This is a genomic window from Bradyrhizobium sp. USDA 4504 (genome assembly GCF_054063995.1).
The window spans coordinates 736,787-756,523 of record NZ_JBSSGV010000001.1 but is presented as its reverse complement, the minus strand read 5'-3'; the positions used below and the strand labels follow the sequence as shown (position 1 = coordinate 756,523).

16 protein-coding genes and 1 pseudogene are annotated in these 19,737 nt (G+C 64.2%); 3 read left to right on the top strand and 14 right to left on the bottom strand.

Annotated features, from left to right (window positions below; all coding sequences use genetic code 11):
* Window positions 1-19: 19 nt before the first annotated feature.
* On the bottom strand, window positions 20-547 hold the full coding sequence (locus ACVMB1_RS03185) for a DUF4269 domain-containing protein (RefSeq protein WP_141341623.1): 528 nt from the start codon (window positions 545-547) through the stop codon (window positions 20-22).
* Between the two features lie 220 nt (window positions 548-767).
* On the bottom strand, window positions 768-2,405 hold the full coding sequence (locus ACVMB1_RS03180) for an isocitrate lyase (protein ID WP_141341625.1): 1,638 nt from the start codon (window positions 2,403-2,405) through the stop codon (window positions 768-770).
* Between the two features lie 145 nt (window positions 2,406-2,550).
* On the opposite strand from ACVMB1_RS03180, the pseudogene ACVMB1_RS03175 reads away from it, so the two are divergent.
* Window positions 2,551-3,985, top strand: a pseudogene (locus tag ACVMB1_RS03175) (helix-turn-helix domain-containing protein).
* Between the two features lie 9 nt (window positions 3,986-3,994).
* Here the strand turns inward: ACVMB1_RS03175 and serA are convergent.
* The 3 genes from serA to ACVMB1_RS03160 all read right to left on the bottom strand — a co-directional run bounded on the left by serA (window position 3,995) and on the right by ACVMB1_RS03160 (window position 6,419).
* Entirely contained in the window at window positions 3,995-5,248 is a 1,254-nt protein-coding gene (gene serA, locus ACVMB1_RS03170; protein ID WP_141341631.1) for a phosphoglycerate dehydrogenase, read from the bottom strand.
* A gap of 350 nt (window positions 5,249-5,598) precedes the next feature.
* On the bottom strand, window positions 5,599-5,934 hold the full coding sequence (locus ACVMB1_RS03165) for a BA14K family protein (protein ID WP_246786756.1): 336 nt from the start codon (window positions 5,932-5,934) through the stop codon (window positions 5,599-5,601).
* A gap of 188 nt (window positions 5,935-6,122) precedes the next feature.
* Complete coding sequence (locus ACVMB1_RS03160) at window positions 6,123-6,419, bottom strand: hypothetical protein (protein WP_229192252.1); 297 nt, start codon at window positions 6,417-6,419, stop codon at window positions 6,123-6,125.
* A 538-nt stretch (window positions 6,420-6,957) separates the two neighbouring features.
* On the opposite strand from ACVMB1_RS03160, the gene ACVMB1_RS03155 reads away from it, so the two are divergent.
* On the top strand, window positions 6,958-7,956 hold the full coding sequence (locus ACVMB1_RS03155; protein WP_229192253.1) for a helix-turn-helix transcriptional regulator: 999 nt from the start codon (window positions 6,958-6,960) through the stop codon (window positions 7,954-7,956).
* Window positions 7,957-7,987: 31 nt separating this feature from the next.
* Here ACVMB1_RS03155 and ACVMB1_RS03150 read toward each other — a convergent pair whose 3' ends face one another.
* The 8 genes from ACVMB1_RS03150 to deoC form a co-directional block, all read right to left on the bottom strand.
* Complete coding sequence (locus ACVMB1_RS03150; protein WP_076829077.1) at window positions 7,988-9,079, bottom strand: ABC transporter ATP-binding protein; 1,092 nt, start codon at window positions 9,077-9,079, stop codon at window positions 7,988-7,990.
* Between the two features lie 83 nt (window positions 9,080-9,162).
* On the bottom strand, window positions 9,163-10,602 hold the full coding sequence (locus ACVMB1_RS03145) for an extracellular solute-binding protein (protein WP_456849873.1): 1,440 nt from the start codon (window positions 10,600-10,602) through the stop codon (window positions 9,163-9,165).
* 49 nt (window positions 10,603-10,651) lie between these two features.
* Complete coding sequence (locus ACVMB1_RS03140) at window positions 10,652-11,689, bottom strand: carbohydrate ABC transporter permease (RefSeq protein WP_057018873.1); 1,038 nt, start codon at window positions 11,687-11,689, stop codon at window positions 10,652-10,654.
* Window positions 11,686-12,561 carry a carbohydrate ABC transporter permease gene (locus ACVMB1_RS03135; protein ID WP_141341639.1) on the bottom strand — a complete coding sequence of 292 codons (876 nt, stop codon included), beginning with the start codon at window positions 12,559-12,561 and terminating at the stop codon, window positions 11,686-11,688. Before ACVMB1_RS03135 ends, ACVMB1_RS03140 begins: the two co-directional genes overlap by 4 nt.
* A 7-nt stretch (window positions 12,562-12,568) precedes the next feature.
* Complete coding sequence (locus ACVMB1_RS03130) at window positions 12,569-13,492, bottom strand: ribokinase (protein ID WP_141341641.1); 924 nt, start codon at window positions 13,490-13,492, stop codon at window positions 12,569-12,571.
* 4 nt (window positions 13,493-13,496) lie between these two features.
* Complete coding sequence (locus ACVMB1_RS03125; protein WP_141341644.1) at window positions 13,497-13,952, bottom strand: RbsD/FucU family protein; 456 nt, start codon at window positions 13,950-13,952, stop codon at window positions 13,497-13,499.
* A gap of 79 nt (window positions 13,953-14,031) precedes the next feature.
* Window positions 14,032-16,419 (bottom strand): aldehyde dehydrogenase family protein, encoded by a 2,388-nt coding sequence (locus tag ACVMB1_RS03120; RefSeq protein WP_141341647.1) that lies wholly within the window; start codon window positions 16,417-16,419, stop codon window positions 14,032-14,034.
* A gap of 10 nt (window positions 16,420-16,429) precedes the next feature.
* Window positions 16,430-17,434: a deoxyribose-phosphate aldolase gene (gene deoC, locus ACVMB1_RS03115; protein WP_141341685.1), complete on the bottom strand. Its 1,005-nt coding sequence runs from the start codon at window positions 17,432-17,434 to the stop codon at window positions 16,430-16,432.
* Between the two features lie 257 nt (window positions 17,435-17,691).
* Here deoC and ACVMB1_RS03110 point away from each other — a divergent pair, with 257 nt between their 5' ends.
* Window positions 17,692-18,486, top strand: coding sequence for a DeoR/GlpR family DNA-binding transcription regulator (locus tag ACVMB1_RS03110; RefSeq protein ID WP_057018878.1), 795 nt, complete (start codon window positions 17,692-17,694; stop codon window positions 18,484-18,486).
* 80 nt (window positions 18,487-18,566) lie between these two features.
* On the opposite strand, the gene ACVMB1_RS03105 is transcribed toward ACVMB1_RS03110, so the two are convergent.
* Window positions 18,567-19,718 carry a substrate-binding domain-containing protein gene (locus tag ACVMB1_RS03105; RefSeq protein ID WP_141341650.1) on the bottom strand — a complete coding sequence of 384 codons (1,152 nt, stop codon included), beginning with the start codon at window positions 19,716-19,718 and terminating at the stop codon, window positions 18,567-18,569.
* Between the last annotated feature and the right edge of the window lie 19 nt (window positions 19,719-19,737).

Below are 19,737 nucleotides of genomic sequence, written 5' to 3'. Positions count from 1 at the left end.
CGTTCTATCAATTTGTCGCTCAGCCGAAATCGCACGCCGCGAGCCGGACACGTAACTCGGCGTCCGTTTCGGCCGCGAGCTCAAGCAATCCACGATAGGGATCGCCCGATATCCCGAGCACGGTAGCGAACGCAGGCTCGGTCTTGAGACCGCCCGCCCTCAATTCCCTGACGGCTCGCCGCAGCCCTCCATCATCAAGCGCAAGCAGCCGCCGTTCGACCTCGAAATGGATCCAGCCTCGTTGTTGCTCCACCGGACGCAGATCACCGTACAGTTCGAACGGCCAGCCGTCGCACACAAAGCGCGCAATCACCGGCCGCGTTCCCGAGGTCCACCGGAAGAGGACGAAATCATCGCGCGCTTGATAGTGAGCCCAAACGATGTCCGCGAATGCGTTCGGGTCGGACGCATGGCAGACGATATCGATGTCGCTGCCGGGCACGGCGAGGCCGAGCGGCAGCGTTCCGACGATACGGGGATCGAACGGCTTCAGCAGTTCCATCACGGCGGAGCTGGTGACGGCGGATGCGTAGTGCCCGACAGTCATCGCGTGGCATGCCCTCAAGATCGCAGCGACGCATTACCACACGGGCGTGGAACGCGCGAACCTCTGCAAATGGCGGGCTCGAGGGGAAGCGGGCCTAAAAAAGTCGCGGGGCGATCTCGACCGCGTTACCGTGGTCGAAAATCGCCCCGCCAAGGCGGACAGGCAAGGCTGCTCGCGCGCCAGCCTGTCCAGCCGATGTCGGAATGATCCGTTCGATCGATTAGCCGAACTGGTTCATCGTGTTGTGGGCGCCGCCCGCCTTGAGGGCAGCCTCACCGGCGAAGTACTCCTTGTGATCGTCGCCGATGTCGGAGCCCGCCATGTTCTGATGCTTGACGCAGGCGATGCCCTGACGGATCTCCGCGCGCTGCACGTTCTTGACGTATCCAAGCATGCCCTGCTCGCCGAAATACTCCCTCGCGAGATTGTCGGTCGACAGCGCAGCCGTGTGATAGGTCGGCAGCGTGATCAGATGATGGAAGATGCCGGCGCGCTTGGCCGAATCCGCCTGGAAGGTACGGATGCGCTCGTCGGCTTCCTTCGCCAGCGGCGTGTCGTCGTACTCCGCCTTCATCAGCTCGGCGCGGTTATACTTGCTGACGTCCTGGCCGGCTTCCTTCATCGCGTCATAGACCTGCCAACGGAAGTTGAGGGTCCAGTTGAACGACGGCGAGTTGTTGTAGGCCAGCTTCGCATTCGGAATGACCTTGCGGATGCGATCGACCATGCTGGCGATCTGCTCGATATGCGGCTTCTCGGTCTCGATCCACAAGAGGTCGGCGCCGTTCTGCAGCGAGGTGATGCAGTCGAGCACGCAGCGATCTGCACCGGTGCCGGGACGGAACTGGTAGAGGTTGCTGGGCAGACGCTTCGGACGCATCATCTTGCCGTTCTGGTTGATGATGACGTCGCCGTTGCGTGCGTTGGCGACCGTCACTTCCTCGCAATCAAGGAAGCTGTTGTACTGGTCGCCGATGTCGCCGGGCTTGTGGCTCACGGCGATCTGCTGGGTCAGGCCGGCGCCGAGCGAGTCGGTGCGGGTCACGATGATGCCGTCTTCGACGCCGAGCTCAAGGAACGCATGGCGGCAGGCGCGGATCTTCGCGATGAACACCTCGTGCGGCACGGTCACCTTGCCGTCCTGGTGGCCGCACTGCTTCTCGTCGGAGACCTGGTTCTCGATCTGCAGGGCGCAGGCGCCCGCCTCGATCATCTTCTTGGCGAGCAGATAGGTCGCCTCGGCATTGCCGAAGCCGGCGTCGATGTCGGCGATGACCGGCACGACGTGGGTCTGGAAGTTGTCGATCTTCTCGATCAGCGCCTTTTCCTTGGCCTTGTCGCCTTCCTTGCGGGCCGCATCGAGCGCGCGGAAGATATCGTTCAACTCACGCGAATCCGCCTGACGCAGGAAGGTGTAGAGCTCCTCGATCAGGGCCGGCACCGAGGTCTTCTCGTGCATCGACTGATCCGGCAGCGGGCCGAACTCGGAGCGCAGCGCCGCGATCATCCAGCCGGAAAGATACAGATAGCGGCGGTCGGTATTGCCGAAGTGCTTCTTGACCGAGATCAGCTTCTGCTGGGCGATGAAGCCGTGCCAGCAGCCGAGCGACTGGGTGTACTTGGTGCTGTCGGCGTCATAGGCCGCCATGTCGGCGCGCATCAGCGCAGCCGTGTAACGGGCGACATCCAGACCGGTCTTGAAGCGGTTCTGCAGGCGCATCCGCGCCACGGCTTCGGCGGTGACGCCGTTCCAGGTGTCCTTGCCCTTGAGCAGCGCTTCGGCCGCCTCGATCTCGCTCTGATACGAAGCCGGTCCCTGGATGGCCCGGTCGCTGATCCCGCGCGGTTGGAAGTTCATGTCCGTGATCCCTTCGGTGACGAAATAACTGCACCATTTGTGACGCGCGGCGTCATCGGGAGCTAGACCTGGCGCGGAAAACTTGTCATAACTTACAAGAAACCGATGTATTGTTGTAAGAACCTTACAAACCTTGGATAAGGCGATGGTAACCTCAAGCGCCCGTTCCGTTTTCATGGGCCCGCGGCTACGCCGGCTGCGGCGCGACCTCGGGCTGACCCAGGCCGACATGGCCGCCGATCTCGAAATCTCGGCCCCCTATGTGGCGCTGCTGGAACGCAATCAGCGCCCGGTGACGGCCGACATGCTGCTGCGGCTTGCCCGCACCTACAAGATCGATCTGGCTGATCTCGCTGGCGATGGCGGTGCCGATCACACCGCCCGCATGCAGTCCGTCTTGAAGGAGCCGATGTTTGCCGACATCGACATCCCCGCGCTCGAGGTCAGCGACCTCGCGGTCAGCTATCCCGGAATGACCGAGGCGTTCCTGCGCCTCTACACCGCCTATCGCGAAGAGCAGCTGGCGCTTGCGGAGCGCAGGGCTCCGGACATGGCGATCGCTTCACCGGGCCAGGAGAACTTTGACGCCAACGATCCCGTTGCGGAGGTCCGACGTTTTCTCGCCGCGCGCCGCAACAATTTTGCCAGCCTCGACGATGCCGCCGAGCGGCTCGTCCACGAACCTTCCGGGCCCGCCGGATTTATCGAGCGGCTTCGGGAGCGACATAAACTCCAGGTCCGCTATCTGCCGCCGAACGTCATGCTGGGTTCGATCAGGCGACTGGACCTTCATCGCAGACAATTGCTGCTGGAGGACTCGCTCGATACCGCGGGCCTCAATTTTCAGCTGGCCAAGCAACTTGCCTATCTGGAACTGGAGGGCGAGATCGGCGCCGCCGTCGAAGCCGGCAAGTTCACGACCAAAAGCGCCGAGCTGCTGGCGCGCCGTGCGCTTGCGGCCTACGCCGCCGCCGCACTCATCATGCCGTATTCGGTGTTCGCGAAAGCGGTCGAGGCCCGCCGCTACGATCTGGAGGCGCTGGCGCGTCAATTCGGCACCAGCTTCGAGCAGGTCGCGCACCGCGTCACGACCCTGCAACGGCCGGGTCTCGAAAAGGGTCCCGTTCTTCCTGATCCGGGTCGATCCGGCCGGCAACATTTCCAAGCTGCTTGACGGCGCCGGCTTTCCGTTTGCAAAGCACGGCGGTGCATGTCCGCTATGGTCAGTGCACGACATCTTCAAGACGCCGCGCCAGATCGTCACCCAATGGCTGGAACTGCCCGACGGACAGCGGTTCTTTTCGATCGCCCGCACCGTGACCGCCGGCGGCGGCGCGTTCGGCGCCATCCGCGTCGAGCGGGCGATCGCGATCGGCTGCGCCGCCGAACATGCGGGCCAGTTGATCTACACGCGCGACGGACAGGGACCGAATGCCGACGAGCCGACGCCGATCGGCGTCGCATGCCGGGTCTGCCATCGGCCGAGATGCGCGGCGCGGTCGGCGCCGCCGATCGGACGCGAGATTCTTCCGGACGATTTCAGGACCTCGAGCGTGCCGTTCGGGTTCTCGGCGGATTGACGAAGTCGATCACCCCTGCGGCCGGTTCGCGTCATACAGCACCCGCACGCGGATCGTGCCGTCAATGGCTTTCAAATCGGCCAGCAGTCCCTCGCCCTCGCCGCCGACCACGTCGGTCTCGAGCACGACATAGCCGACTTCCGGATCGGTCTGCAGATATTGCGCCAGGATATTGATCCCGTGCCGGGAGACCGCGTCGTTGACCTGGCGCATGACGCCGGGAACGTTGCGATGAACATGGATGAAACGGGTGCCGGTCGGTCGCGCCGGCAATTGCACCTGCGGAAAATTGACCGCGCCGAAGGTCGACCCGACATCGGAATAGTCGATCAGCTTGCGCGCAACTTCGCCGCCGATGCGATCCTGCGCTTCTTCCGTCGAACCGCCGACATGCGGCGTGAGGATGACGTTGGGAAGACCTTGCAGCGGCGAGACAAAGCGCGCCTCGTTCGACACCGGCTCGACCGGAAACACGTCGACCGCAGCACCCGCCAGCCGGCCCTCGCGCAGCGCGCTCGCCAGCGCATCGAGATCGACCACGGTGCCGCGCGAGTTGTTGATCAGATAGGCCTCAGGCTTCATCAGCTGGAGCTGGGCGGCGCCGATCATGTTGGCGGTGGCCGGCGTCTCCGGCACATGCAGCGATACGACGTCGCTGGCTGCGAGCAACGCGTCGAGCGATTCGGCGGGCTCGGTATTGCCATGGCGGAGCTTGTCGGTCTGATCAAAATAGATCACGCGCATGCCCATGGCTTCGGCGAGGTTCGACAGCTGCGAGCCGATGTTGCCGTAGCCGACGATGCCGAGCGTCTTGCCGCGCACCTCGCGGCTGCCTTCGGCGGACTTGTCCCAGCCGCCGGCATGTGCGGAGACCGAACGCGGAAAGATCCGGCGGAACAGCATCACGATCTCGGCGATGGTCAGCTCCGCCACACTGCGGGTGTTGGAGTATGGCGCGTTGAATACGGGGATTCCCAGCTTCCGCGCGGCATCGAGATCCACCTGATTGGTGCCGACCGAAAAGCAGCCGACAACGAGCAATCGGTCGGCGGCCTCCAGGATGTCCCCGGTCAACTGGGTCCGCGAGCGAATTCCCAGCATGTGGATGCCCGACAGCGCCTGCCTGAGTTCTTTTGGTCCCAGCGCCTTGGGCAGACGCTGCAGCTCGGTATAGCCGTTCGCCTCAAACATCCGGGCCGCGGATTCGTTCACGCCCTCCAGCAGCAGCACGCGTATTTTGGTCTTGGGAAGCGACAGCATCATCGAGATCCGGATTCGTAAGGTTCGGGCAGATCCTGCCACGAGCGCAGTTTCGACGGATCGCGTGATAGCATGGAAAACGGTCGCGTCAGAAGCCGCCGTGGGCTGCCCGCTCTGCGATTCCCGATGAAGCCTCTCGATCCGCGCATCCAGGCGCGGAGCGGGAACCCGTTCATCAAAGATCCTGGCCAATTCGCCGGCAGAAGCCGCGTTTGCGGCTCCTGGGGCGCTCGAACGCCTGCTCCGGCTCACGGGCCGGAGCTCCATTCGTGCTCAGCGTGGCGCCGAGGGCTATTGTCTGGAGCGGCGGGTTCGCTTCCTCCCCGTTCCGGCGCCGCAAGCCTGCGGCAGTCTCACTGGCAGGGATACCGCCGGCCGTCCTTTGCCTGGAACGTATTCGACGCCGCATCGTACGAGCGATAGCGCTGGGCGCAGGACGCCGCGTGCTGCTGGGCGGCGGCAGCTTCCTGCTGCGCGGCGGCGCTGGCTGCGCCGGCCGCGATGACGCCGCCGATGAGGCCACCGACCAGTCCGCCGACGGCAGCGCCGCCGCCATTGTCATAGCACTGCCCGTAACGGCACCAAACCTTCTCGGTCAACGACGGCACTGCCGCCGCAACGCCGGTACCGTGCTGCAACGGAGCCGAAATGGCGGAGGCCGAAAACACCACGGCACCGGTGGTCGCCATCAAAACAACTTTCACAAAGCGAGCCCTGCGCATCATATCTCCTGCTTCATTGCTGTGGGCGCAGGCCGGCACCTGCGTCCCGATTCCCTCGACTTGGATGAACTCGTCTGGTTCCGGACCGGACGACACCCGGACACGCGCGGCCGGTTACAATTCGCGCGTCAGCCCGCTTCACAGATGGGCGAAGTTCATTGGCCGGCCGCGTTCACGACGCGGCAGAGGTTATCGCCGACACCTGGAGCCAACTGTCCCGGCGGCAAGCTGAAGATCGCATCGACGCGGCTGCCTTTGCCGTCCTTGCGGACGACGACTTGCAGCGTTTGTGGGCGGCCGGATCCGGTGGTGTCCTGCTGGGTGGTCAGCGTGCCGAGTTTCTTGTCGACGTTCACACCGACAAAGCCCTCCGCCAGAACGGCGCGGGACACCTTGTCGAGGGCGGCACCGGGATTGACCGACGGGAAGATCATCCAGGTCTTGTGCGTCATGCCCGTTACCATGGGAACGCCGGTGCTCTGGACGTGATCTGCGCAACCATCGGCCAGCGCAGGCATGGACGAAAGAACTGTAAGCGCGAGTACGCAAGTAATCCTTGTAAGCATGCTTTCATAACCCGTTTGAGTTGGTCGTGACGATTTAGGCCAAATGGGCTACGAGTCCATGGACGACGTCGCATTCCGGATGCAGGCGTTCGGATTGTGGCTAGAGCAGTCGATCGCGAATGCTGTGCATCCGCTGGTGCTCTCGAACGTTGGCGCGGCGGATTGAATCGGAACGTTCGCGCGATGCCGGCGAGCGGATGAGATCAAATGTCAGCTTTCGCGGCTCGATTGCGCGACCTGGATATTCTGTTCGCTATTCGGATATTGAAGAAATTGCGAGAAAGGGCACGCGACCCGAAATCACCAAAGCTGTGCTAGTGTGGTGATGCGGTCTATGCGTGTGGCGGACACCCTGAACAGCGGAAAACCGGTCTGATGGATCGGGCAATCCGCGAAACAGCAATCATCCGATGGTTGGGATTTGATGGTCGAAGACGTACTCGCTGCACCTCCCACGCGATCGGGATCTTCGTTCGAAGAACTCCTTGAAATGCTCCACCCCCACGGGATCAATGCGCATTCCTCGCCGCGGCCTGACGAATCGTTTCGCTGGCATGCGGACATAGCCATCGGCGCGGAACTTGACGTCGTGCGGGCCGATCTGTCGGCCGGTTGGGATTGGCGCTATTCTTACGAGAAATCTGCCGGAGAGCTTGCAATAAGCCTGCTGAATGCCGGCCAGGCCGAAATGCTCATCGCAGGAAAGAGTATCCAGCGGACCCCCTCCGAGATCGCCATCGTGCCCCTTCCGACGATGCAAGCGCAGCGGGTCGAAGCAGTCGATGGACGATACTCAAGCGTCACGCTCACCTTGCATACGGGCGCAGTTACCAAGGTGCTGTCGGCGACGTTCGGGAGCACAGCGCTGGAAGATCTCAATCTGACGCCGATCGTCGACTTGTCGACCGGCGTTGGACAGACCCTTCTTCAGCTTGTCCGCACGAGCACCACCGGTCTGTATGACGGGATCCTGGTACGCTCTCCGAAAGCCAGCGCGCTGCTATCGGAAGCAGCCATACAGCTCATCCTTGAGAACGTTCCTCATCGGTTGACGGACCGGTTGAGCCGCCACCCGCGGGATGCGCCGCCGCGCTACATCAGGCGTGCGGTCGAGTATATGCGGGCCAATCCGCATCTGCCGCTGACGATCTCGGATATTGCCGCAACGGTTGGGGTCAGCAGCCGGTTGCTGCAATTGGGCTTCCGCAAAATTCACGGCACGACGCCGGTCGCCTATCTGCGGCAAATTCGGCTGGAGGCCATCCACGACGAACTGTCGCGACCGGAGAACATGCTCCCGGTCAGCGAAGTTGCCCTGAAGTGGGGCTTTACGCATATGGGCCGTTTCGCTGCGGTGTACCGCTCGGCCTTCGGCCTGTATCCGTCCGATACGGTCCGGCGCGCGCGAGGTTTCTTAAGCTAGGCAGGCGGTTGTCGAGCCAGGCTGCGGCGGATCAGCAAATAGCCGTCCCAGACACCTTGTCGAACAAGTGCGTTCGCTCGAGATCGAGCGCGACGTCGATGACATGATCCGGCTCCGCGGCGACGCCGACCGGCATTTGCGCCGTGAACGCGAATGGGCCGACGGTCCCGATCACCAGAGTGTGCGGCCCGAGCGGCTCCACGTCTTTCACAAGGATTCGGACGGAAGAGCCTGTCGATGCGTCTTGCCGCAACACATGGTCGGGCCGGACGCCGAGCACCACGGGCTTGCCGACGCTGCCGGCATAGGCCGCCTCGCGTGACTTCGGCACTCTCAACGCAGTGCCCGACGGCTCGGTGAAAATGAGCGCGCCGTCGCGGGCAACTAGCTCGCCATGGATGAAATTCATGCTGGGCGCGCCCATGAAGCCGGCGACGAAGAGATTGCTGGGCTTCTCGTAGATCGTGATCGGATCGGCCGCCTGCTCGATGCGGCCGCGGTTCATCACCACGACGCGGTCGGCCATGGTCATGGCTTCGACCTGGTCGTGCGTGACATAGACGATCGTCTTGGCGAGACGGCGGTGCAGCGCCTTGATCTCGGTCCGCATCTCGATGCGAAGCTTGGCGTCGAGATTGGACAATGGCTCGTCGAACAGAAACACATCCGGGCTGCGCACGATGGCGCGGCCGATCGCCACGCGCTGGCGCTGCCCGCCCGAGAGCTGTTTGGGCCGGCGCTGCAAATATTGTTCGAGGTCAAGCACGCGCGCAACGTCGCTGACGGCCTTCTCGATGCTGGCGCGCGATTCCCCGCGCACCTTCATGCCGTAGCCGATGTTCTCTCCGACCGTCATATGTGGGTAGAGCGCGTAGTTCTGGAACACCATCGCGCAATTGCGCAGGCCGGGACGCAATTGCGTCACGTCGCGATTGCCGATGCGGATAGTTCCGCTCGTCACCGCCTCCAGTCCTGCGATCATGCGCAACGTCGTCGTCTTGCCGCAGCCGGACGGGCCGACAAGCACGACAAACTCCTCGTCGGCCACGTTGAGGTCGAGCCCTTCAATGATCTTGTAGGGCCCGTATGCCTTGCTGACATTCTCGATCTCGACGTGCGCCATGGATTCCTTTTCCGTCCCTTCGTCGACGGCAAGTAAAGTCCCGGACGATGCTCGCGCATCATCCGGGACGTCTCGCTGGAAAGCTAGTTCTTCGGCGGAAGACCCATCGCCGCGCGATAGGCCGCGAGCTGCTTGGCCCGGCCGAACTCGTCGGTCAGCCGATTCCACTCCTTGGCCATCGCGTCGAGCGCCGCCTGCGGCGTGGTCTGGCCGGCCAGCGCCTTGCCGAGCTCGATCTCGACCACCTCGGTGTAAGAGAAGTAGCCGGGCAGACGCATGTCGAGCGCGACGTTCTTGGCATTGATGGAGTCGGATTGCGCGCCGAGATATTCCTTGGCCTCTTCCGGCGAGAAGATCTTGCTCCACAGTTGCAGATTGGCCGTGTGCGATTTGCGATAGGGATTGACGCCGCTGCCGCCGGTGATCGCCACCCGGCCCGACACTTCAGGACTTGTCAGTGTCTTGACGAAATCCCACGCCGCCTTCTGGTTCTTGCCGGCCTTCGGCACCGCGATCTGCCAGCCGCCGAATGCCATGAACGGGCCCGGAAGCACGCTCGGGAACTTGTCCCACTTCTTGGTCTTGGCGTTCCAGATCTCGTCCGAACCGGGCAGCATCGCCGAACCGACCTTGCCCGAGATCTTCGACTGCTTCGGGTCCGCGGCGATGACACCGGTGTCGCCCCAGCCGATCGATTCCGCAACCTGGCCGCCGGCCACCGCCGCGTTCACCTCGCCGAACGAGAAATTCAGCGCGTTGGGCGGCCCGAGCTTCGATGCCCTGATGTATTCCTCGAGCCCCTTCACCCAGCCCGGATTGTTGATCTGCGCGTCCATCGTCTCGGGATCGAAGAACATCGCGCCCGGATAGTTCGGATTGTTGGTGTAGGCCGCCGCATGGCTGAAGAAGAACCAGAACTGCTGACCGCCGCGGCGGAAGGCTTCCGCCGTTCCCCACAGCCCCTTGTCGGGCCGCTGGAAGAACTCGGCAATGTCGAGATACTGCTTCCAGGTCTTCGGCGGCGCGAGGTCGTAGCCGTATTTGGCCTTGAAGGCGTCCTTCTCCTTGGGATCGCTGAACAGGTCGGTGCGGTAGGTATAGGTGTGGACGTCGCCATCCATCGACTGCGAGTAGATCTTGCTCTCCCACACCATCAGCCGTTCGCGATAGGCCGGCTCGATATCGTCCCAGTCCTTGCCGGACTGCATCTCCCTCGGCATCTCGCTGAGATAGGGCACGAAGTCCGGCAGCCACGCCGGCGCGAAGCTGACGAGGTCGAACGTCGCGTCCGACGCCGTCAGCGATGTCGCGATCTTCGGATAGAGCTCGGACCACGGGAATTCGACGACATTGACCTTGCCGCAGGTCTTCCTGGCCCATTCGTCCGCGCCGAGCTTGAGCGCAGAGGCGATATACGGCCCGGTCTGCGACGCCACCGTCAGGGTGACGCCGGTATAGTCCGGGCTGCAGGCAGCATTCGCCTGGCTCGCGGCACAGGCCATCGCGAGCGAGGTGGTCAGCATCAGGAACGTCCGTCGCAACATCGTCTAGTCCTCCCTACAAGGTTTTTTGCTATTTGATGGCCCCGAGCAGCAGGCCCGACCGCATCATCCGGCTGAGCAGGCCAGCCATGATCATCATGGGAACGATGGCGACGAGCGCCGCAGCCGATATCGCCCACCATTCGTCGCCGCGCTGGCTGTTCTGTCCCGCCACCAGGATCGGCAGCGTCTGCCATCTGGAATTGGTCAGGAACAGCGCGAACAGAAACTCGTTCCAGACGAAGGCCAGCGTGATCATGAACGTCGCCAGCAGCCCGTTCATCGACATCGGCACCACGATGCCGAAGAAGATGCGCCAGCTCGGCACATTGTCGACCATCGCCGCCTCCTCGACCTCGATCGGCACAGCCTCGAAGAAGTCGCGCATCAGCCAGACGACGATCGGCAGCGAGAAGGCGACGTAGCAGAGCGTCAGGCCGACAAAGCTGTCGATCAGCTGGAAGCCCAGCCGCCCGATCTCGCTGTAGAGCAGATACAGCGCGAAGGCGGTGACGATGGGCGGGAACATGCGCTGGCTGACGAACCAGAACAGGATGTCCTCATTGCCGAGGATCGGTCCGGGCAGCGGCAGGCGGTTGGCGGCGACGGCCACGATCAGCGCGATCGGAAAGGCCAGCAACAGGGCCTGCGGGCGGGTGAACCCGAACGTCGTGTTGAACAGCAGGTAGCCGCCGAGCGCGAGCAGGAAGAACGCGAGGCCCGCGCCGAAGCGGACCTTGAATTCGAAGCGCACCAGCGCATAGGCCGCCATCGCGCCAATCGCCGTGGCGATCGCTGCCGCGGATAGGCCAACGATGGTCGAGTTCAGGAAGGTCCGGAAGAACTCGCCGCGGATGCCCTGATAGAGATCGATGAAGGGCTGCAAGGTCGGCGTGAAGTCGATGAACGGCAGATAGGTCGGCCCGCCGACGACGCCGGGCGGCGTCTTGAATGCGGTCACCACCACCCAATAGAGCGGAAACACCGTGATCAGGCACCAGATGAGAACGCCGGCCGCGACCAGGCGGCGGCGCCATGGCGACAGTCCCGTCAAGCCCTGGCCGCTCATCGGCGCTTCTCCAGATGCGGCCGCAGCAGCGCCAGATAAGTCACGCCGATGATCGTGATCGCGATCAGGAACAGGAAGCTGAGCGCCGATGTGTAGCCGAGATTGAACTTCTTGAAACCTTCCTGATAGGCGAACAGCGTCAGCGTCTCGGTGTCGACGCCCGGCCCGCCGCCGGTCATCACGAACACCGTGTCCATGATCTTATAGCTCTCGATCAGGCGGATGAAGACGACGGCGGCCGAGATCGGCAGCATCATCGGAAAGGTGATGCCCCAGAACTGCTGCCAGGCGCTGGCATTCTCGAGCTCGGCGGCCTCGTAGACATCTTCGGGAAGCGTTTGCAGCCCGGCGAGCATCATCAGGATGACGAACGGGGTCCACTGCCAGACCTCGACCGCGATGATGCAGGCGAGTGCCCAATGTCCATTGGTAAGGAACGGCAGGTTGACCAGGCCGAACTTCGACAGGAACTGATTGAGCGGTCCCATCGTCGGATTAAAGATCATGCGCGCCACCAGCGCGACCGCGACGGGCGCCAGCAGCATCGGCAGCAGCAGGGCGACGCGGAACAGCCGCTCACCCGGCACCCGCGCATTCAGCGCCAGCGCGACGCCGAACCCGATCGCGTATTCCAACCCGACCGCGATCAGCGCAATCAGCGTCGTGGTGAAGAGCGCATTCCAGAACCGCGGCTCCTGCAACAACGCCGCATAATTGCCAAGCCAGACGACGCGCGGCGGGATCGGCGGAATCAGCCGGTAGCTGAGCAAGCTCGTAGTCAGCGAATAGATCAGCGGAAATATCGAGATCGCCAGCACGACGAGCACCGCCGGCCAGATGAAGACATGCTTGATCGGATCATTCCGCATCATCGCAGCATCATCCCCTCAGCAGCGCTTCGATCTCCGCGCGCCGCGGCATCGCGGGCGCGGTGCCCGGCCGGGTCACCGAGATTCCCGCCGTGGCCGCACCGAACCGCGCAGCCTCGAGCGGATCGACGCCGTCCGCGAGCGCCGCCGCGAAGCCGCCGACGAATGCATCGCCCGCGCCGGTGGTTTCGACGACCTTGCCGGACGCGAAGGGCGGCACGTGCAGCGAGCGATCCCGCGCATGGAATAGCGCGCCGCGTTCGCCGAGGGTGATCAGCGCGGTCCCGGCGCCTTTGGCCAACAGGGCGTCGCCGGCGCGGCGGGCGCCGGCGAGGTCGCCCACCGCGATGCCTGTGAGCGCTTCGGCCTCGGTCTCGTTGGGAACGACGTAATCGCACAGCGCAAACAGACCATCGTCGAATTGGATGGCCGGCGCCGGATTGAACACCGTGATGCTGCCGGCGGCGCGCGCGATCTCGAGCCCGCGCCGCGCTGCATCGACCGGCTGCTCGAGCTGCGTCACGAACACGCGGCTGTCGCGGATCGCGTCCGCCACCGCGTCGACATCGGCCGGGCCGATACCGCCCGCTGCACCCGGCACGACGATGATGGCGTTGTCGCCGCGCGTCTCATGGACGTAAATGAAGGCTGCGCCGGTCGGCGCTTCCGCCGTCCTGGCCACGCGCGGCCGGATTCCCTCGGCCTCCCAGGTCTTGATCGCAAGCTCGCCGAAGGCGTCGCTGCCGATCCGCGAGATAAAGCTCACGCCGGCGCCGGCCCGCGCGGCCGCGACAGCCTGGTTGGATCCCTTGCCGCCGGGCCCCATCGCGAATCCCGAACCGGCGATGGTCTCGCCGATCGCCGGCATGTTGCCGGCGCGGAACGCCAAGTCGACGACGAAGACGCCGAGGACGGCGACGCCACTCTTGCTCATCTCGTCACTCCCCGTCCGGCCCGATCACGCCCTTGCTGAACAGGAAGCAGCCGTAGAAGCGCCGCTCGCCCGTCGCGATCACGCAATAGGCCGTCTTGGCCTTCTCGTAGAAAGCGTGGCGCTCGACGCCGACCAGCGGCCATGACCGTCCCTCCGCGCGATCGATCGCGGCCTGCACCTCGCGCTGCACGGGTGGCACTTCCTGAGCCTGGCCGACAATCTCCATGCGGATCGCTGCATCGTCGACAAACGTATCGAGCGGCATCACCGACAGCATCGCCTCGATCGCCCTAGCCGCGCTGACATTGTCGATGCGCAGCAACCGGCCGAGAACTGTCTGCCGCGCGATCGAGTCGGCTGGAAAATTGGTATCGCACACCACCAGGCGATCACCATGCCCCATCGCCCGCAGGGCATAGAGTACGTCGGCATTGAGCAGTGGATCGATGCCCTTGAGCATGTTGCGTCCCTCCCTCGTGTTCAAACTCGCCGGACTCTGACGGTCCGAACCCCATCGATATCACCGTGAGGTGACGTCGCTAGTCACCGTACGGAATCCAGATGTTCTTCACCTGCACCGCGTGGCGGAGCAGGATCGGGCCCTCGCTCGCGGCCTTGTCGTACCAATCGAGCGCGAGGCCATGATCGACCAGCGTCCGTTTGAGATTGCCGATCGACAGCCGTTCGGCGGCCGCTGAGGCGTCCTGCGATCCGAACGCCCAGAGCGCGTCGACATCGTCGTGCTCGGCAAGCACCTTGACCAGCTCGCTGTGATCGCCGGTGACGATGTTGACCACGCCGCCAGGCACGTCCGAGGTCTCCAGCACCTGGTAGAAGTCGGTCGCGGCGAGCGGATGCCGCTCGCTGGGCACGGCGACGACCCGGTTGCCCATCGCAACCAGCGGCGCCACCAGGCTGATGAAGGCAAGCAGCGGCGCCTCGTCGGGACAGGCGACGCCGACCACGCCGATCGGCTCATGCATCGCGAGCGCCACGCCGCGCAGCGGCGGCGCGTGGACGGATCCTTCGAATTTGTCCGCCCAGGCGCCATAGCTGAACAACCGCTCGATGCTCGCATCGACTTCCGCGCGCGCCTTCGCAGCCAACACGCCGGTCATGTCGGCGATACGCCGGGCGAATTCGTCGCCGCGCGCGGAAAGATTCTCGGCAAGGTAATAGAGGATCTGGGCGCGATTATGCGCCGTCGCCCGCGCCCAAGACTCGGCGGAGCGCGCCGCGGCCACCGCATTGCGGATATCCTTGCGATTGCCCTCGCCTGCCTCGCCGAGGCGCCGGCCCTTCGGCGACAGCACCGGACGCGAATAATTGCCGTCCGGGCGCACCTGCTTGCCGCCGACGAACAGTTTCGCCGTTCGATCGATCGGCGGCACATCGAATCCGGCGCTGGCGCCAGAAGCCGTCGCCAGCGGCGATGCCTTGGCCCGCGCCTTGCGCCCGCTCCAGGCCTTCGGCTTGAGGTACTCATACATGCCTTCACGGCCGCCCTCGCGGCCGAAGCCGGACTCGCGATAGCCGCCGAAGCCGACGCTGGCGTCGAACAGATTGGTGGCGTTGACCCAGACCACGCCGGCCAGCAGCTTCGGCGCGATATCGAGCGCCAGACCGATCGTCTCGCTCCACACGCTGGCGGCAAGGCCGTAGCGCGTGTTGTTGGCGAGCATCACGGCCTCGTCAGGGGTGCGGAACGTCATCGCCACCAGAACAGGGCCGAAGATTTCTTCGGTCGCAACCGTCGAGGATGGATGCACGTTCCAGAGCAAGGTCGGCGGATAGAAACATCCTTCCGCCGGGATGGCACCGGACGCCTGATATTTCTCGGCGCCTTCCTTCACCCCGGTCTCGACCAGCGACTTGATCCGTTCGAGTTGTACCGGTGCGACCACCGCGCCCATGTCGATCGCCTTGTCGAGCGGCATGCCGACGCGAAGCGTCTCCATGCGGCGGATCAGGCGCCGGCGGAAAGTCTCCGCGATCCCCTCCTGCAGCAGCAGCCGCGAACCGGCGCAGCAGACCTGGCCTTGGTTGAACCAGATCGCATCCACCACGCCTTCCACCGCGCCGTCGATATCGGCATCGTCGAACACGATGAACGGCGACTTGCCGCCGAGCTCCAGCGTGAGGGACTTGCCGGTGCCTGCGGTCGACTGGCGGATCAACCGCCCGACCTCGGTCGAGCCGGTGAACGCGATTTTGTCGACGCCAGGGCTTTCGACCAGCAGCGCGCCGGTGGCACCGTCGCCGGTCACGACGTTCAACACGCCCGGCGGCAGGCCGGCCTCGGCCGACAGTTCGGCGAACAGCAGCGCGGTGAGCGAGGTGAACTCCGCCGGCTTCAGCACCACCGTATTGCCCGCGGCCAGCGCCGGCGCGATCTTCCACGCCAGCATCAGCAGCGGAAAATTCCACGGAATGATCTGCCCGATCACGCCAACCGGCACCTGATCGGTGAATTCGCGCTCCTGCAGCTGCGCCCAGCCGGCGTGATAGAGGAAATGGCGCGCAGCGAGCGGCACGTCGAGATCGCGGGTTTCCCGGATCGGCTTGCCGTTGTCGATCGCCTCCAGCACGGCGAACAGCCGGGCGTGACGCTGCAGCATGCGCGCCAACGCATAGAGATGACGCGCGCGACCGTGACCGCCAAGCTTTGCCCACGCTGTCTGCGCGGTGCGTGCGGCGCTGACCGCCGCCTCGACATCGGCAGCAGCGCCCTGCGCGATGCGCGCCAGCGTCTTGCGCGTGGCCGGCTCGGTCGTCGTGAGGTGTTTGCCGGCGTGCGGCGCTGTGAACTTGCCGGCGATGAAATGCCCGAACGTGGCGCCATGCCGCGCCAGCCAGGCGCGTGCCTCGCCGTCCGCCTCCGGCGCGGGGCCATACTCCATGGTCTCGAAATAGCTTGCGACGCTCATCGCTGGAGTTTCATCCCACGGGGTGGCGATTGAAGGCCGAATAGTGGCCGGTCAAGTGATGCTCGAGCTGTCGCTCGATATCGGCGAGCAGGCTGGAGGCGCCGATACGGAACAGGTCCGGCTCGAGCCAGTCGCGGCCCAGTTCCTCCTTCATCAGGAACTGATAGTTGAGCACGTCCTTTGCCGTCGAGATTCCGCCAGCCGGCTTGAAGCCGATCTGGTAGCCGGTACGCTCCTGATAGACGCGGATCATCCGCAGCATCGCGAGCGTCACCGGCAGCGTCGCGTTGACGCCTTCCTTGCCGGTGGAGGTCTTGATGAAATCGGCGCCGGCCATCATGCAGACCATCGACGCCTTGGCGACATTGCGCAGCGTCTTGAGATCGCCGGTGGCCAGGATCGTCTTCAGATGCGCGTCGCCGCAGGCGGCGCGGAAATCCTGCACCTCGGCGTAAAGCGCCCGCCAATCGCCGGTCAGCACATGCTCGCGCGTGATGACGATGTCGATCTCCTGCGCGCCGTCGCGGACCGACGCTTCGATCTCCTTCAGCTTCAGATCGTGCGGCACGAGGCCTGCGGGAAATCCGGTCGAGACAGCGGCGACCGGGATGTCCGATCCGCTGAGCGCTTCGACGGCCGTCGCCACGAACCGATGGTAGACACAGACCGCGCCGGTATGCAGCTCACGGCCGGCAAAGCCGAGCCGCTCGAGAAGGTCGCCGCGCACCGGCGCTTTGGCCTTGGCGCAGAGGCGCTTCACCCGTTCGGTCGTATCGTCGCCATTGAGCGTCGTCAGGTCGATGCAGGTGATCGCCTTGAGAAGCCACGCCGCCTGCGCGTCCTTCTTGACCGTGCGCCGGCCCGGCAGGCTCGCAACGCGGCGTTCGGCGGCCGACAGATTGATCCTGATCTCGTCGACCCAATCCATCTCGAGCGCGCGGCCGCTGTTGCGCGGGAGCTGATGCCCGCCGCCCGGGGAAGGCGACTGCGCGGCCAATGGGGACGGATTCTGCATGAAGACGCTCTGCGTCATGGAGGCGCCGTGCGTCCTAGCGAATCGACGAGATCGCCAGATAGACTGAATGTGTCGATCGCAACATGTGATCCTCCCCTGACCTTGCCGCGGGGTTTGCCGACTGCCTGAGGACGACATCGTCCCCGACCTTCGATCAGCCCGCCGGACTGGATGTTATTATTGTAACAAATCGACGTTGATAAACTCACAACATTGTAAGATCATTGTCAATCGGATAAGCAAGCCCGGCGATCAAAATGGCTGAAACATCGAACGCACGACCAAGCGAGACGCGCGTGCAGCGCCTGCAGAGGCTGCGCCGCGCCGTCGAATCGAGCGGCACGCTGCATCTGAAGGACGCCGCCGAGCTCCTCAAGGTTTCCGAAATGACGGTCCGGCGCGATCTCGCCGGGCCGGACGCCGCGCTGGCGCTGCTCGGCGGCTACGTCGTCAATGCGGCGTCGCCGACCGGGGTCAAGTACACGTTCGAGCAGGAGATCGATCAGCACACCCAGGACAAGCGCCTGGCCTGCCGGTCTGCCGCGGCCTCGATCAAGGAAGGCGATACGATCTTCATCGATTGCGGCACGACGATGCAGTCGCTGGCGGACTGCCTGCCGGAGGACCTGCCGCTTTCGGTGATCTGCTATTCGATGAACGTGGCGTCGATCGTCACGCGACGGCCGGCCACGCAGGTGATGCTGATGGGCGGCCTCTACCATCCGTCGTCGCAGTCCTTTGCGTCGGACGACGGCCTATCCTATCTGCGGCGGCTCGGCATCAACAAGGCCTTCATCTCCGCGGGCGGCGTGCACTGGACCCGCGGCGCGAGCTGCTCGAATTTTCACGAGGTCGCCGTCAAGCAGGCCGTCATCGAGACCGCGATGGAAAGCATCCTGGTGATCGACGCCAGCAAGCTCGGCAGCCTCAAGTCGGCGTTCTTCTCCGATATCGGCGCGTTCTCGCGCATCATCGTCGGCGGCGCGGCGTCAGCGGACATGCGCAAGCACTTCCGTAGCCTTCCCGTCGAGTACGTGACCAGCGCAACCTGATCCGAGCGGGGGCTGGCACGCCCGGATCAGGCTGCTCACGATGCGCGGGCTCGCGGGACCACGCATCGCACTCCTGCGGCTCAGTTGCAGGCAGGCTTCGCCTTGTTGCAGGCGTCGGTCAGCTCCGGCGGCGGCTCCTTCTTGAACACCGTCTTGTAGGATTCCAACACGTTGGACTGCGTCACCGGCAGCGACTGCACACCGATCCAGCCGGGCGTTTCCTTGCCGAGCAGCGCGTTCATCATGGCCATCGCTTCGGCGACACCCTGGTCATAGGGGCGCTGCGATCCGGTCGCCTTCAGCGGGCCACCCTTGGCGATCTCGATCGCCGATTGCAGGCCGAGATCGACGGTGGCGACCGGAATGTCGATGCCCTGCGCGCGCATCGAGCTCAGCGTATCGAGCGCCGGCTGGTCCCAGACCGCGAACAGACCCTTGATATCCGGATTGCCGGTGAGGAAGTCGCCCGCGATCTGCGACACCTTCGGCGGGTCGGTGAAGTCGACCTGCTTCATCTTGATGTCGGGACGATTCTTCTGCATCCACTCACGGACGCCCTTGGTGCGCTCGTTGGTGCTGAAATAATCGACGCCGAAATTGACGAGGCCGATGGTGCCGCCCTGCGCGACGCAGGACGCCAGGATCTGGGCCGCGATCAGGCCGTTGCCCTGGCTATCCGCCGAGATCATGGAGGCATATTCCTCCGGATGCTTCAGGCCGGTCGGGATGCTGTCCATCAGCACGAGCTTGATGCCGGCCTTGGCGATCTTCTTGTAGGTCGGCGCGGTCGCCGTGAAATCGACCGGGATCGAGATGATGCCATCCGGATGCTGCTGGATGGTGTTCTCGATATCGGCGATCTGCTTGTCGACCTGATATTCGGCGGACGCGACGCCGGTGACGGTCACACCGTACTTCTTCAGCGTATCGGTGATGCCCTGGATCTGCAGTTGCGCCCAGTCGAGATTGACGGTCTGCATGGAGATGCCGACCTTGAAATGCTTCTCCCTGATCTTGGCGGCATCGGCGTCCGACAGCGCCAGCACTTCGGGCGAGGCGGCCTTCTCGCCGTGCGGCCCCTGACCGACGATCGATTTCGGTCCAAGCGTCGCGAGATCGATGCCCTTGACGCAGGTTGCAGGCACTTCGGCGCGGGCCGAGGCGGCGATCGAAATGGTCGTCGCCGCGATCAACGCGGTCAGCGGCAGGGTTTGTCGCAAGATCGGCTTCATTGTTTCCTCCCGTTTTGGT